At 39.5% G+C, this 12,936-nt stretch carries 10 protein-coding genes, 27 tRNA genes and 1 rRNA gene; 4 read left to right on the forward strand and 34 right to left on the reverse strand.

Translation table 11 applies throughout. The features are described from left to right. Positions 1-44: 44 nt before the first annotated feature. Positions 45-494 (reverse strand): Dps family protein, encoded by a 450-nt coding sequence (locus MHH81_RS14630; protein ID WP_340922489.1) that lies wholly within the window; start codon positions 492-494, stop codon positions 45-47. A gap of 101 nt (positions 495-595) precedes the next feature. Here MHH81_RS14630 and MHH81_RS14635 point away from each other — a divergent pair, with 101 nt between their 5' ends. From MHH81_RS14635 to MHH81_RS14645, 3 genes are all read left to right on the forward strand, one after another. Then, the gene (locus MHH81_RS14635) at positions 596-721 is read left to right on the forward strand and encodes a hypothetical protein (RefSeq protein WP_340922491.1); all 126 of its coding nucleotides are present in this window, start codon (positions 596-598) and stop codon (positions 719-721) included. Further along, positions 722-955 (forward strand): membrane protein insertion efficiency factor YidD, encoded by a 234-nt coding sequence (yidD, locus tag MHH81_RS14640; protein ID WP_340922493.1) that lies wholly within the window; start codon positions 722-724, stop codon positions 953-955. It abuts the gene before it with no gap. 104 nt (positions 956-1,059) lie between these two features. Further along, positions 1,060-2,052 carry a metal ABC transporter solute-binding protein, Zn/Mn family gene (locus MHH81_RS14645; protein WP_340922495.1) on the forward strand — a complete coding sequence of 331 codons (993 nt, stop codon included), beginning with the start codon at positions 1,060-1,062 and terminating at the stop codon, positions 2,050-2,052. A 19-nt stretch (positions 2,053-2,071) separates the two neighbouring features. Here the strand turns inward: MHH81_RS14645 and MHH81_RS14650 are convergent, their stop codons facing one another. The 5 genes from MHH81_RS14650 to MHH81_RS14670 all read right to left on the reverse strand — a co-directional run bounded on the left by MHH81_RS14650 (position 2,072) and on the right by MHH81_RS14670 (position 8,307). Next, complete coding sequence (locus MHH81_RS14650) at positions 2,072-3,502, reverse strand: o-succinylbenzoate--CoA ligase (RefSeq protein WP_340922497.1); 1,431 nt, start codon at positions 3,500-3,502, stop codon at positions 2,072-2,074. A 108-nt stretch (positions 3,503-3,610) separates the two neighbouring features. Beyond that, a complete protein-coding gene (gene menB / locus MHH81_RS14655; RefSeq protein WP_340925264.1) occupies positions 3,611-4,429 on the reverse strand; it encodes a 1,4-dihydroxy-2-naphthoyl-CoA synthase in 819 nt (272 codons plus the stop codon). Next, positions 4,429-5,244, reverse strand: coding sequence for a 2-succinyl-6-hydroxy-2,4-cyclohexadiene-1-carboxylate synthase (gene menH / locus MHH81_RS14660; RefSeq protein ID WP_340925267.1), 816 nt, complete (start codon positions 5,242-5,244; stop codon positions 4,429-4,431). The genes menB and menH overlap by 1 nt, the downstream gene beginning before the upstream one ends. Further along, positions 5,241-6,953 carry a 2-succinyl-5-enolpyruvyl-6-hydroxy-3-cyclohexene-1-carboxylic-acid synthase gene (gene menD, locus MHH81_RS14665; protein ID WP_340922499.1) on the reverse strand — a complete coding sequence of 571 codons (1,713 nt, stop codon included), beginning with the start codon at positions 6,951-6,953 and terminating at the stop codon, positions 5,241-5,243. The genes menH and menD overlap by 4 nt, the downstream gene beginning before the upstream one ends. Next, on the reverse strand, positions 6,946-8,307 hold the full coding sequence (locus MHH81_RS14670) for an isochorismate synthase (RefSeq protein ID WP_340922501.1): 1,362 nt from the start codon (positions 8,305-8,307) through the stop codon (positions 6,946-6,948). The genes menD and MHH81_RS14670 overlap by 8 nt, the downstream gene beginning before the upstream one ends. Positions 8,308-8,460: 153 nt before the next feature. Between MHH81_RS14670 and MHH81_RS14675 the strand changes: the two genes are divergently transcribed. Further along, a complete protein-coding gene (locus MHH81_RS14675) occupies positions 8,461-9,372 on the forward strand; it encodes a 1,4-dihydroxy-2-naphthoate polyprenyltransferase (RefSeq protein ID WP_340922503.1) in 912 nt (303 codons plus the stop codon). Between the two features lie 522 nt (positions 9,373-9,894). Here the strand turns inward: MHH81_RS14675 and MHH81_RS14680 are convergent. The 28 genes from MHH81_RS14680 to rrf form a co-directional block, all read right to left on the reverse strand. Further along, positions 9,895-9,966 (reverse strand) — tRNA-Glu (locus MHH81_RS14680). Between the two features lie 7 nt (positions 9,967-9,973). Then, a tRNA-Ser gene (locus MHH81_RS14685) sits at positions 9,974-10,064 on the reverse strand. Between the two features lie 80 nt (positions 10,065-10,144). Further along, positions 10,145-10,215, reverse strand: a tRNA-Gly gene (locus tag MHH81_RS14690). A gap of 6 nt (positions 10,216-10,221) precedes the next feature. Continuing rightward, positions 10,222-10,297 (reverse strand) — tRNA-Phe (locus MHH81_RS14695). A 21-nt stretch (positions 10,298-10,318) separates the two neighbouring features. Continuing rightward, positions 10,319-10,394, reverse strand: a tRNA-Asp gene (locus MHH81_RS14700). A gap of 3 nt (positions 10,395-10,397) precedes the next feature. Further along, positions 10,398-10,474, reverse strand: a tRNA-Met gene (locus MHH81_RS14705). Positions 10,475-10,676: 202 nt separating this feature from the next. Continuing rightward, positions 10,677-10,769, reverse strand: a tRNA-Ser gene (locus tag MHH81_RS14710). Positions 10,770-10,888: 119 nt separating this feature from the next. Next, positions 10,889-10,960, reverse strand: a tRNA-Glu gene (locus MHH81_RS14715). 6 nt (positions 10,961-10,966) lie between these two features. Further along, positions 10,967-11,057 (reverse strand) — tRNA-Ser (locus MHH81_RS14720). Positions 11,058-11,060: 3 nt separating this feature from the next. Then, positions 11,061-11,135 (reverse strand) — tRNA-Asn (locus tag MHH81_RS14725). Positions 11,136-11,139: 4 nt separating this feature from the next. Then, positions 11,140-11,216: transfer RNA gene (locus MHH81_RS14730), tRNA-Ile, on the reverse strand. Positions 11,217-11,222: 6 nt separating this feature from the next. Further along, positions 11,223-11,296: transfer RNA gene (locus MHH81_RS14735), tRNA-Gly, on the reverse strand. Between the two features lie 7 nt (positions 11,297-11,303). Further along, a tRNA-Phe gene (locus tag MHH81_RS14740) sits at positions 11,304-11,379 on the reverse strand. A 22-nt stretch (positions 11,380-11,401) separates the two neighbouring features. Continuing rightward, positions 11,402-11,477: transfer RNA gene (locus MHH81_RS14745), tRNA-Asp, on the reverse strand. Positions 11,478-11,480: 3 nt separating this feature from the next. After that, a tRNA-Met gene (locus tag MHH81_RS14750) sits at positions 11,481-11,557 on the reverse strand. A 68-nt stretch (positions 11,558-11,625) separates the two neighbouring features. Continuing rightward, a tRNA-Ser gene (locus MHH81_RS14755) sits at positions 11,626-11,718 on the reverse strand. Between the two features lie 12 nt (positions 11,719-11,730). Then, a tRNA-Ile gene (locus tag MHH81_RS14760) sits at positions 11,731-11,807 on the reverse strand. A gap of 6 nt (positions 11,808-11,813) precedes the next feature. Further along, a tRNA-Met gene (locus tag MHH81_RS14765) sits at positions 11,814-11,887 on the reverse strand. Positions 11,888-11,915: 28 nt separating this feature from the next. After that, positions 11,916-11,991 (reverse strand) — tRNA-Ala (locus tag MHH81_RS14770). Between the two features lie 15 nt (positions 11,992-12,006). Then, positions 12,007-12,083, reverse strand: a tRNA-Pro gene (locus tag MHH81_RS14775). A 7-nt stretch (positions 12,084-12,090) separates the two neighbouring features. Then, a tRNA-Arg gene (locus tag MHH81_RS14780) sits at positions 12,091-12,167 on the reverse strand. A 21-nt stretch (positions 12,168-12,188) separates the two neighbouring features. Then, a tRNA-Leu gene (locus tag MHH81_RS14785) sits at positions 12,189-12,277 on the reverse strand. 15 nt (positions 12,278-12,292) lie between these two features. Next, positions 12,293-12,367: transfer RNA gene (locus MHH81_RS14790), tRNA-Gly, on the reverse strand. Between the two features lie 17 nt (positions 12,368-12,384). Then, positions 12,385-12,469: transfer RNA gene (locus MHH81_RS14795), tRNA-Leu, on the reverse strand. A 23-nt stretch (positions 12,470-12,492) separates the two neighbouring features. Then, a tRNA-Lys gene (locus tag MHH81_RS14800) sits at positions 12,493-12,565 on the reverse strand. 8 nt (positions 12,566-12,573) lie between these two features. Next, positions 12,574-12,649 (reverse strand) — tRNA-Thr (locus MHH81_RS14805). Between the two features lie 13 nt (positions 12,650-12,662). After that, a tRNA-Val gene (locus MHH81_RS14810) sits at positions 12,663-12,738 on the reverse strand. Between the two features lie 46 nt (positions 12,739-12,784). Continuing rightward, a 5S ribosomal RNA gene (gene rrf / locus MHH81_RS14815) occupies positions 12,785-12,900 on the reverse strand. Positions 12,901-12,936: the final 36 nt, after the last annotated feature.

Below are 12,936 nucleotides of genomic sequence, written 5' to 3' on the forward strand. Positions count from 1 at the left end.
ATCACAAATAGACCAACAATTACATGAATTGTTGGTCTTTTGACTTATTTGTTTGAATCACCTAAAAATGCATTTAGCATCCACTGATGTTTTTCTATCTTTTGATAAATTGCATTTAACAAATCTTCCGTCATATCATCTTCATCTTTTGCAGCCTCATCCATCCCTTTTTTAAGTGATTTCATAATTAGATCAAAGTCCTTTACGACTATTTCAACCATTTTATCTGCAGTTTCTTTATTGTTCGCTTCCTTAACTTCGGAAAGCTCTAAGTGCTCTTTTAAGGTTGCTACTGGATTTGCTCCTAAAGTTAATAAGCGCTCCGCAATTTCATCCATATTTAAAGTCGCTTCATTATAAAGTTCTTCAAATTTTGCATGTAAGGTAAAGAAAGATGATCCCTTCACATACCAATGAAAATTGTGCAACTTTGTATACATAACGGACCATGTTGCCACTTGCTTGTTTAATTCATTATTTAATGCTGTCGACATAAAGTTGTCACTCTCCCTGTAATAATAGTTGCTTTCACTTTTCATATACCTTTTAATTTCATACAATAAAAATAATGAAACTTATACTGGAGTGAAGCAATATGGTATTTTGGATTTTAGGCGCTGCAATATTACTGAGTATTTTTGGCTTTACATTTTTATATAAATTGGCAATGAATGAAAAACCATTGAAAATTGACCCGAAACCTAAGGACCTGGATATTTAAATGAAGCATATTATTATAAGTATTTTTCGCTTTTATCAGAAGTTTATTTCTCCTTTGTCCCCTCCCAGCTGCCGCTTTTATCCTACATGCTCCCATTACGGGGTGGAAGCTGTTCAAAAACATGGCGCACTTAAAGGAAGTTATTTAACCATTAGAAGAATATCTAAATGTCATCCATTTCATGAAGGTGGAGTAGATCCAGTCCCAGAAGAATGGCCTTTGAAGAAAAAATAAATCAAAGGCTATTTTTTCTTGCCTTTTTACACAAACTACTGTAAGCTAATATAGTTCTCTGTTTTTAAAACGTAATCATTACTATTTAGAAAAGGTGAGTTTATATGAAACGCATTACATTAGTGTGCTTATTATTCTTTTTATTATTCCTTACGGCTTGTGGAAATAAAGAAGAATCTATTAATGAAGAAGAAAATGATCTCCAAATTTATACGACCGTATACCCTTTACAATATTTTGCAGAGCGTATAGGTGGTGAAGAGGTAACTGTATCTTCTATCTATCCTGCTGGAGCAAATGAACATACATTTGAGCCAACTCAAAAAGATATGATTGCATTAGCAGATGCAGATTTATTTTTCTACATAGGTTTGGGACTTGAAGGATTTGTGGAAAATGCTAAAAAAACATTAGCGGATGAACAAGTGAAAATGATTGCAACGATTGATGAAGTTTCGGATGATCAATTAGAAGCAAGCTCCCATGATGAGCATGAGCATGAAGGCGAAGAAGAGATGCATGATGAAGCAACGGAAGAACATCAGGACAGCAGTCACGATGGACACGACCATGGCAAAATAGATCCACATGTATGGATGTCTCCGAAAATTAGTCAAAGCCTTGCTTTGTCTATTAAAAACTCTCTTATAGAGGCTGCTCCAGATCAAAAAGAGACGTTTGAAAAAAACTACCAATCTTTAATCGCTGAACTTCAACAACTAGATGCTAACTTTGAAGAAATGGCCCATAATGCGACTAATAAGACATTCTTCGTATCACATGCCGCTTTTGGTTACATCGCTAATACGTATGGGTTAGAGCAAGTGGCAGTGGCAGGTCTTAATTCTCAAGATGAACCCTCTCAAAAAGAATTAACAAAAATTATTGATTTAGCGAAAGAAAAAAATATAGAGTACATTTTATTTGAACAAAATGTATCTTCTAAACTAACAGAAGTGATTCAACATGAGGTTGGTGCGAAAAGCTTAGTTCTTCATAACTTAGGCGTGCTTTCGAAAGAAGATATTACTAATGAGGAAACGTATTTTACTCTAATGAATAAAAATCTTGAAACATTAAAAACTGTATTAAAATGACACAAAGACACTTAGAATTCTAAGTGTCTTTTATATGTTTGAAAAATTCTCTTCTCATCAATTTGTTCGATGCATTTCTAGGAAGCTGCTCCACAAAATAATAAGACACAGGTTGTTTATATGAAGCAATTTGTGTCTTCATAAAAGCATTCAATTCTTCTTCCCCAGTATCTTCCTTTAAAACTACAAATGCTACAGGTACTTGCCCCCACTTGTCATCTGACCTTCCAGCAACACCTGCTTCTTTCACCGCTGGATGTTTAACTAATGCTTGCTCTACTTCTGCTGGATATATATTTTCACCACCAGAAATAATTAAGTCAGAACGACGATCCACAACAAATAAATAACCTTCCTCATCTATATACCCCATATCTCCTGTATGAAGCCAACCATCAACTAATGGATTTCTTGATTCAGAAGCACCAATATACCCTTTTGTCACATGAGGACCTTTAATACAAATTTCTCCGATTTTTTCTTCCCCATCAATACGCACATCGGCAAAAAATAACGGTTTACCTGCAGAACCTAATTTCCGAATAGCATCTTCGCTGGATAATGTCGTGGTTTGAGAGGAAGTTTCCGTCATTCCGTATGTTTGTAACACTGGAATATTTCGTTTAATCGCTCTCTCTAAATAATTTAATGGAACTGGTCCTCCACCAACGAGCATGGATTTAAATGTATTTGGGAAGGATAGATTTTTCGTTTCAAGTACTGTAATAATTCTTTCAAGTGTTACTGCAACGACGGACATTCCCGTGACAGTACCACTTAAAATGTCCTCTACAACTTTTTCCGCATCAAACTTTGTATGAAGATGGACAGTCATTCCGTATAGCACAGAACGCATTAAAATGGAAAAGCCACTAATATGAAATAACGGCACTGTACATAGCCAGCAATCATGTGGCTGTACACCTAAATTTAGTGCAGAACCAGTCGCACTCATCACATGATTTTCAAGTGATTGTCGAACACCTTTCGGATTACCTGTCGTTCCTGACGTATACATGATCGTAATGGTACGATCTTTTAGCCACTCTTTTTCCATTTCAATAGCAGTTTGTTCTGCAAGATGTACATCTTCAAAAGAAAGCCTATTTGGGTATGCTAAATTTCTTTTTTCAAAAGAATCTACTAATAAAGAGTCGGCATTACTATCTTGCAATTGATAGCTCAGTTCTTCCTCTGTCAGTCTTTCATTTAGCATCACTAACTCACAACCAAGCTGGATGCAACCGTGTAATACAACCACTAGCTGAGGATTAGATGATGCTAAAATAGCAACTCTCATTCCGGGTAAAATGCCTTTTGTTCGAAGCTTTTCTGCAAATACATTCGCTTCTGTATAGACTTGCGCAAATGTCCATTCTTTCTCATAAAACCGTAATGCAATTCGATTGGGTGTTAAACTTGCACGTTTCAATAATAGATTGGGATACATTGAATACCATTATCTCCTTTAGAAAAAGAAGCTGCCCTAGAGAAGGACAGCTTCATTAATATCAAATTCGCCCTGCGTATTTGCTTCCAGATTTTGCATCGTGCTAAATCACGGAAAACGTGGGAATTGACCGAAATCAGGTTTACGTTTTTCTTTAAATGCGTCGCGGCCTTCTTTTGCTTCCTCAGTTGTGTAATAAAGAAGTGTAGCATCTCCAGCCATTTGTTGAAGACCAGCTAATCCGTCTGTATCCGCATTCATCGCTGCTTTTAAGAAACGAAGAGCAGTTGGGCTCATCTCTAGCATTTCCTCACACCATTGAACCGTTTCGTCTTCTAATTGTGCGTATGGAACCACTGTATTTACTAAGCCCATATCAAGTGCTTGCTGTGCATCATATTGGCGACATAAAAACCAAATTTCACGCGCTTTTTTATGTCCAACAATACGTGCTAAATAACCAGAACCATATCCAGCATCAAACGAACCAACTTTAGGACCTGTTTGTCCAAATTTTGCATTGTCCGCAGCAATGGTTAAATCACAAACAACGTGAAGAACATGTCCGCCACCAATTGCATAGCCAGCTACCATCGCCACAACAGGCTTAGGAATAACACGGATCAATCTTTGTAAATCTAATACGTTTAAACGCGGAATTTCATCTTCCCCAACATAGCCACCATGTCCACGTACTTTTTGATCCCCACCTGAACAGAATGCATGCTCACCTTCACCAGTTAAAATAATTGCCCCGATCGATTGATCATCGCGAGCACGAGAGAAAGCATCAATTAGCTCCATCACTGTTTTTGGTCGAAATGCATTTCGCACTTCTGGACGGTTAATCGTTACTTTTGCAATACCATTATAAAACTCATACTTAATGTCTTCATATGTACGTAATGTTGTCCATTCACGAGTCATCATTCATCCTCCTTCAAAATTATATCCTTTACTATTGTAGCAAACAATTCGGCATTTTCCACATGAATTGCATGTCCCACATCATTAACTTGCTTATGATGACAATTTGGTAAAAGTTTTTGCATTTCTTTTGCTATGTCATAAAATTTTTGATCTAACTCTCCAGTAATTAAAATGGTTGGATTCTTGATATTCACTAGCTTGTCCCAATAAGAAGGTTGCACGCCTGTACTAAAGCCTCTCAAACTATTCGAGAACCCAACTTCGGATCCCGCAAGTCTTTCTGCTCGTATTTTTTGCTGTTTTTCGAGTGATAAGCTTTTTTGTGAATGAAACAAAGGAATACCTTCCCAAAAATCTACAAAAGAGACAATTCCATCGTTTGTAATTCTTTCTGCAAGCAACTCATCTGCACGCTTTCTTTTTACTCGCTCATCTTCACTTGCTAGACCTGGAGAACTACTCTCCAAAATTAACTTGGCCACAGGATATTTAGAAGCATAAGCGAGCGCTAATCTACCTCCCATAGAGTAGCCTATAAGTGTAAAATTACTCCACTTCAGTTGGAGTAATAATTCGTGTAGTGCTTCTATTTGTTCTTCCGTAGTATATGGTTTAATCTGCTCTGGCTTAGATGATTGTCCATGTCCGACTAGATCAACTGTTAGTACTTCCACTGTTGAAGGAAGATACGTTATTACTTCCTTCCATGTATCACTAGATCCAGTAAACCCATGGAGAAATATAACTTTTTCTTTTGCTCCTATATTATATCTTTTCATATGCATATTTATATTATGAACATTTACATTCATGCTCTCCAAATCGAGTCTAACTCCTTAGAAATGGCAGACCATAGTTTTCGATGCGTTTCTGTATTAACTTGCCGATTCGTAAACACTTCTATAATACGCACATCTTTTGTTTTAGTCTGATTCAAAGCATGTTTAAATGCTTCTTTTGTATGAACCGCATCATATTGAGCATCATACATTGCTGCAATATGCGAAAATTCAAGACCTGTTGGAGTTCCGAATAAATGCTCAAAATAATTTTTCTCAGTAGATTGAGGTAAATAAGAGAATATACCTCCCCCATCATTATTCATCACAACAATGGTTATATTAGTTTGCTGGAATCTACTTACGATTAGACCATTCACATCATGTACAAAAGCTAAATCACCAATAAGTAAAAAACTTTGACGACCGGTAGCTGCTTGTACACCCAATGCAGTTGAAACAACGCCATCTATTCCGTTTGTTCCTCTATTTGCGTAAATTTGAATATCTTTGGATGTTTTATTGAAAAATGTATCTACATCGCGAATTGGCATGCTACTACTTGCAAATAAATCCGCACCGTTTGGTAGCGATTCGAATAATGTACCTGCAAGTGCCCCTTCATCCTCTTCCATTTCTAAATAAGCTTGGATATGAGTCGTAGCAATTTCATTCGCTTTCGACCAATTTTCTAAGTAATTAGACGTTTGCTTATCTTGGATTGGAATCCATAAAGATGTTGCTTCTACTTGAACATGATGCGTCACAATATGAAGAGAATCACGGAAAATAGGACTTTCATCTACTGCTATAAACACGGTTGGTTTACATGCTTTTAAAAATTGTGTGAGCGGTTTTGAAACTGGTTGTGCTCCAAATCGAACGACAACATTCGGAACAACATTTTCTTTAAATGAACTCTCTTTTAACAGCGCATCATATTGATCAATACATAAATGCATACAATCTTCCGGAACGGAGCTACGTAAATTAGATAATGGATCTGCCAATACCGGCCATTGGACCGTTTTAACAAATTCCCAAAAACCTTCCGTTGTATGAAGTGAATCACCAACTATGAATAAACCCTTCTCTTCTTTTTGCAAAATACCCTTGTACCAATGAATAAACTCTTCCCCTGGTACAAGCTGCCCCATTTCCACCTTACTAACTTGTAACGCAGAATGATGCTGATCCAAATTGATAAGTAGGGGCTCGCGAAATGGCACATTAATATGAACTGGACCCATAGGGGAAGTTTTTGATGTAGAAACAGCACGATAGATATGACGTTCTATAAAAGGTAGACTTTCTTCATTATCCTCCGGAATTGGAAAATCGACAGTCCACTTTACATGCTTTCCAAACAGATGGATTTGGTCAATCGCTTGAGGTGCTCCTACTTCACGTAACTCATGTGGGCGATCCGCTGTAACAACAAGTAATGGAACCCGCGCATAATAAGCTTCCACTATAGCAGGAAAGAAATTGGCGGCAGCTGTTCCCGATGTACACAATAAAACAACTGGCGTTTTCTTTGCTTTTGCTATTCCTAATGCAAAAAAACCAGCTGAACGTTCATCAATTTGACGATAAAATTGAAAACCTTCACTTTTTGCAAATGCATATGCTAATGGTGTAGATCTAGAGCCTGGACATATGACCACATCTTCTACACCTGTTCTTTTTATTGTTTCTACAAATTGATTGACATAAGACGTCAAATACTCCATATTATTCATTCATATTTCCTCCAAGTGTTCGGAGCATTGGTCGAAACTTCACTCTTGTTTCTTCAAATTCCTCTAATGAGGAGGATTCCGCAACTATTCCTCCGCCCGCAAACAAATAAGCATGTTGATTTTCTAGTAATGCAGAGCGAATTCCAACTGCAAATTCTCCGTCGCCTTCTGCATTAATCCAACCAATTGGTGCTGCGTAATACCCACGATTCATCTGTTCCGATTCTCTAATAATAGCTACTGCCTCTCTCCGAGGTTCTCCACCTAGTGCAGGTGTAGGATGCAAAGATTCTACAAACTCAAACAAGGAAGCCTCTTTTTTTATTTTCCCTTCAATAGGAGTAAATAAATGCTGAATATCTCTTATTTTCATTAGTTTTGGTCTAGATGGAATTTTTACATCTTCACAATATTGGTTAAATACTTTCCGTATCATATCTACTACAAATTGATGTTCCCCTAAGTTTTTACGATCGGAAAGTAAACTATCCCCAAGTTCTTTATCTTCCATGGAATTTTTTCCGCGTCTAACAGAACCAGCAAGACCTGCTGATTGAACATGTCCATTTTCTACTTTTACTAATCGCTCTGGTGTTGAACCAAAAAAGATTTTATCATCTTTTTCTAACCCAAATAAATAACTTTCTGGTTGCTCCATCGATGCATTATAAATAGCTGTTGAGGAAGCAAATGTATCGTCGAACGTCAGCTTTAACGATCGGCCAATTACTACTTTATTTACTACATTGTTTCGAATTTGACTCGTAACTTCTTCCACCGCTTGCAAATATTCATCTTTCAATCGATCTTCTCTTCCGATTAAACTAGGTTTTGCATGGACCTTAAGTTCTTTTACTTGTGCAGTGTGTATTAAGGCATCACGTTCCATACGTAATCGTTCAAATGCTTCTGAACTCTCTTCTTCATTTGTAATATAATTAATACTTACATAAGCTTGTTCATTTTTGATCACCAACTGAAATGTAGATACAACAAAAAAACTAGAAGGAAATGTATCCCATTCAGAAGCAATCTTATTTTTTGGATCAAAGGAAAAGCCACCAAAAAGGATTGGAGATACATCCACTTTCTCTTTTAACGAGGTTTGACATATCTCTTTCCATTTAGTTGCAATGTCACTGTATCGTGTATCTTCTAATTCATTCGAGAAAATATGAGCGTGTCCTAATCCAACTAAAGTAAAAGTCTTCTCTTTATTTTGCCAGAAAAAACGTTTTCCTTTATAAGATTCGTCCCCCGCCTCAAAAAATGCATGTGCGGACAATCTAGATACTTCTATTGTTTCTGTATAAAAACGTAATGTTGTTTTCATTTGACCGGTGGTTTTCGGCATAAATATGACCTCCGTAAATATAACTTACTGATAAATTTATCTATTAAAATACTCTACCTTTAATCATACCTCTTTCTACACTTTTCGGCACACATTTAGCAACAAATATGTGCTAAAATTGAGGTTGATTCTTTTAAAGGAGAGAAAAAACCTATGTCACATGAACTTCAAGCCGATAAGGGTTGGCGGATTTGGTGGAAATTAACAAGACCTCATACATTAACTGCTTCATTTGCTCCGGTATTTTTAGGAACAATGATTGCTCTTTATGACACCAATATTAACTGGCTATTATTTTTAGCTATGTTATTTGCTTGTTTGCTTATACAGGCTGCTACAAATATGTTTAATGAATACTACGACTTTGCACGCGGTCTAGACAGTGAAGAGTCGGTTGGTATTGGCGGTGCAATCGTTCGAAACGGTGTTAAACCGAAAACAGTCATGCAATTAGCATTATTACTATACGGAGTTGCAGCATTACTAGGTATCTATATTTGTTACGAGTCTTCCTGGATGTTACTAGTTGTAGGAGCGGTTAGTATGCTAATAGGATATTTATATACTGGTGGACCTTACCCGATAGCATATACTCCGTTTGGGGAGCTATTTAGTGGTGTAGTCATGGGAATGTTAATTGTTCTTATATCAACATTCATTCAAGTTGGTACGATCCCTAACTCAGCCATTTTAATCTCCATACCAAGTGCGTTGCTTGTAGCGGCTATCATGCTATCTAACAATATTCGAGATTTAGTGGAAGATAAGGAAGGTGGCAGAAAAACTATGGCAATTCTTGTCGGAAGAAAAAATGCCATTAAGGTTTTGTCTTCCTTCTTTATCATTTCCTACCTTTGGATAGTAGGTTTAGTCTTGATGCAAGTTGTTACTCCATTTGCTTTACTTGTACTGTTAAGTATAAAAAAACCAATGCATGCAATAAAACTATTTAAAGAAAAAGAAAACCCTCTAGAGGTCGGGCTTGCAATGAAAGATACTGCACTCACAAATACTATTTTTGTTTTCTTACTTGGAATAGGCTTACTTATAGGGTATTTCATCTAAGTAGAACAATAAAAATGCTAGGAAGGTATATACCTTCCTAGCATTTTTAGTTGAAGACGCTATTATATTTTACTGTTGTTTTTTAGCATATAATTTGCGGTAGAATCCGCGCATATCAGCTCCAATTTATATGTAAGACAAATCCTTCGGATTATAGTCATTTTAAGCTTAGGGAAGGTTTTCGTACTTAATAGGGTTAGTACGCTTTCTGTTGATCCTCACTTGTTCCATTTATTAATCACGAATACATCATTCATGGCCGGTGCTGCAAACACTTTGTTAATCAGTACAATCATTAAGGCATTTACTGGTGGAATAATTATAAAATTTGCTTCTTAAATGGTGAATTAAAAGAGTTGGTCCTGTTATTTCATATCTTTCTTGCCTCCACAAACAAAGTTATTCCAAGTAGAGTAAGCTTAATAGAAATCAACTACTGAAGAAAGATATAAAATAAATATCCATACTTTTCTACAAAAAAAAAGATAATCAAATGAATGATTACCTTTTTCTTTAAAATGATGACCCCTACGGGATTCGAACCCGTGTTACCGCCGTGAAAGGGCGGTGTCTTAACCGCTTGACCAAGGGGCCAAATATATGGCGGAGAAGGAGGGATTTGAACCCTCGCGCCGGTTACCCGACCTACACCCTTAGCAGGGGCGCCTCTTCAGCCACTTGAGTACTTCCCCATATGATTCGAAATCGAATCCTTGGCCTCACACTTATGAAGCGTGCACTCTAACTAACTGTGCATAGACCAATTAATTTAAGCGGGTGAAGAGAATCGAACTCTCATCATCAGCTTGGAAGGCTGAGGTTTTACCACTAAACTACACCCGCATATTATGGTGGCTCAGGACGGAATCGAACCGCCGACACAAGGATTTTCAGTCCTTTGCTCTACCGACTGAGCTACTGAGCCACTTATGTATTTTTAAAAAAATGGCGGTCCCGACCGGGATCGAACCGGCGATCTCCTGCGTGACAGGCAGGCATGTTAACCGCTACACCACGGGACCATTTGGTTGCGGGGACAGGATTTGAACCTGTGACCTTCGGGTTATGAGCCCGACGAGCTACCGAACTGCTCCACCCCGCGACAATATTATACTTGCAGTTTAAGTTTTACTACGCTCGAAGAAAGTTGGACACCTGCTTCGGCTTTGCCTGCATCGGTGTTAATCGTCATCTTCGTTTGACGATTTGCTCCACCCCGCGACAATAATATTAAAAGTGTCATTTCAAAAAGAATATACTAAACTATTTTTTAAGTGTTTCATCAACAAACAATAAGTTGTAAATGGAGGAGGAAGAGGGATTCGAACCCCCGCGCGGTATGACCCGCCTGTCGGTTTTCAAGACCGATCCCTTCAGCCAGACTTGGGTATTCCTCCGTATTATTGTGTGTATAATAGCTGTATGACCTAAATCTATAAATAAAATCCTTTAGCCATACTAGCTACTTGGAAGTAAAAAAGTAATCAAGCAAGTGATTACTTTCCACTTAAAAATATGACCCCTACGGGATTCGAACCCGTGTTACCGCCGTGAAAGGGCGGTGTCTTAACCGCTTGACCAAGGGGCCAACATATGGCGGAGAAGGAGGGATTTGAACCCTCGCGCCGGTTACCCGACCTACACCCTTAGCAGGGGCGCCTCTTCAGCCACTTGAGTACTTCCCCATATGGCTCCGAAGGTAGGACTCGAACCTACGACCAATCGATTAACAGTCGATTGCTCTACCACTGAGCTACTTCGGAATAATGGTGGGCCTAAATGGACTCGAACCATCGACCTCACGCTTATCAGGCGTGCGCTCTAACCAGCTGAGCTATAGGCCCATTATTTGGAGCGGGTGAAGAGAATCGAACTCTCATCATCAGCTTGGAAGGCTGAGGTTTTACCACTAAACTACACCCGCATTATTATGGTGGCTCAGGACGGAATCGAACCGCCGACACAAGGATTTTCAGTCCTTTGCTCTACCGACTGAGCTACTGAGCCACATATGTATTTTCAAAAAAAATGGCGGTCCCGACCGGGATCGAACCGGCGATCTCCTGCGTGACAGGCAGGCATGTTAACCGCTACACCACGGGACCATTTGGTTGCGGGGACAGGATTTGAACCTGTGACCTTCGGGTTATGAGCCCGACGAGCTACCGAACTGCTCCACCCCGCGACAATAATATACGTCAAAGCTTTTATTAAGACAATCTTTTTCTTAATTCCACTAACAACAAGTTAAAATGGAGGAGGAAGAGGGATTCGAACCCCCGCGCGGTATGACCCGCCTGTCGGTTTTCAAGACCGATCCCTTCAGCCAGACTTGGGTATTCCTCCGTATTATTGTGTTGGTGGACCTTGCAGGACTCGAACCTGCGACCGGACGGTTATGAGCCGTCTGCTCTAACCAACTGAGCTAAAGGTCCTTAAGATGGCGGCAGAGGGAGTCGAACCCACGACCTTTCGGGTATGAACCGAATGCTCTAGCCAGCTGAGCTACGCCGCCATGATATTTTTTATAATTTAATATTATTTGGTGGAGCCTAGCGGGATCGAACCGCTGACCTCCTGCGTGCAAGGCAGGCGCTCTCCCAGCTGAGCTAAGGCCCCAAATGTAATAATAACTGGTCGGGAAGACAGGATTCGAACCTGCGACCCCTTGGTCCCAAACCAAGTGCTCTACCAAGCTGAGCTACTTCCCGATATATATGGCGCGCCCGGCAGGAGTCGAACCCACAACCTTCTGATCCGTAGTCAGACGCTCTATCCAATTGAGCTACGGGCGCTTAAATTCTTTTTTTAAAAAATGGTGCCGAGGACCGGAATCGAACCGGTACGGTAGTCACCTACCGCAGGATTTTAAGTCCTGTGCGTCTGCCAGTTCCGCCACCCCGGCACTTAAATGAATCTTTGGAGCGGAAGACGAGGTTCGAACTCGCGACCCCCACCTTGGCAAGGTGGTGTTCTACCACTGAACTACTTCCGCTCGGTTATTAAATTAAATGGTGCGGGTGAAGGGAGTCGAACCCCCACGCCTTGCGGCGCTAGATCCTAAGTCTAGTGCGTCTGCCAGTTCCGCCACACCCGCATACATAATTCACTTAAAAGTGATGAGCCATGTAGGATTCGAACCTACGACCCTCTGATTAAAAGTCAGATGCTCTACCAACTGAGCTAATGGCTCGAAAGAAATGGTGCCGGAGAAAGGACTTGAACCCTCAACCTACTGATTACAAGTCAGTTGCTCTACCAGTTGAGCTACTCCGGCAGGAGTAAATATATGGTGGAGGATGACGGGCTCGAACCGCCGACCCTCTGCTTGTAAGGCAGATGCTCTCCCAGCTGAGCTAATCCTCCTGGGTAATATAATTCATAACAAGTTACTATTATGTACTTATCGCAAGCCCAGCGACGTCCTACTCTTGCAGGGGGAAACCCCCAACTACCATCGGCGCTGAAGAGCTTAACTTCCGTGTTCGGTATGGGAACGGGTGTGACCTCTTCGCCATCATCACTAGACTTGAATAATTAATGAAAGACAAGTTTTATTATAAC

Origin of the sequence: Psychrobacillus sp. FSL H8-0484 (assembly GCF_038005325.1) — a bacterium.
Lineage (GTDB): Bacteria > Bacillota > Bacilli > Bacillales_A > Planococcaceae > Psychrobacillus.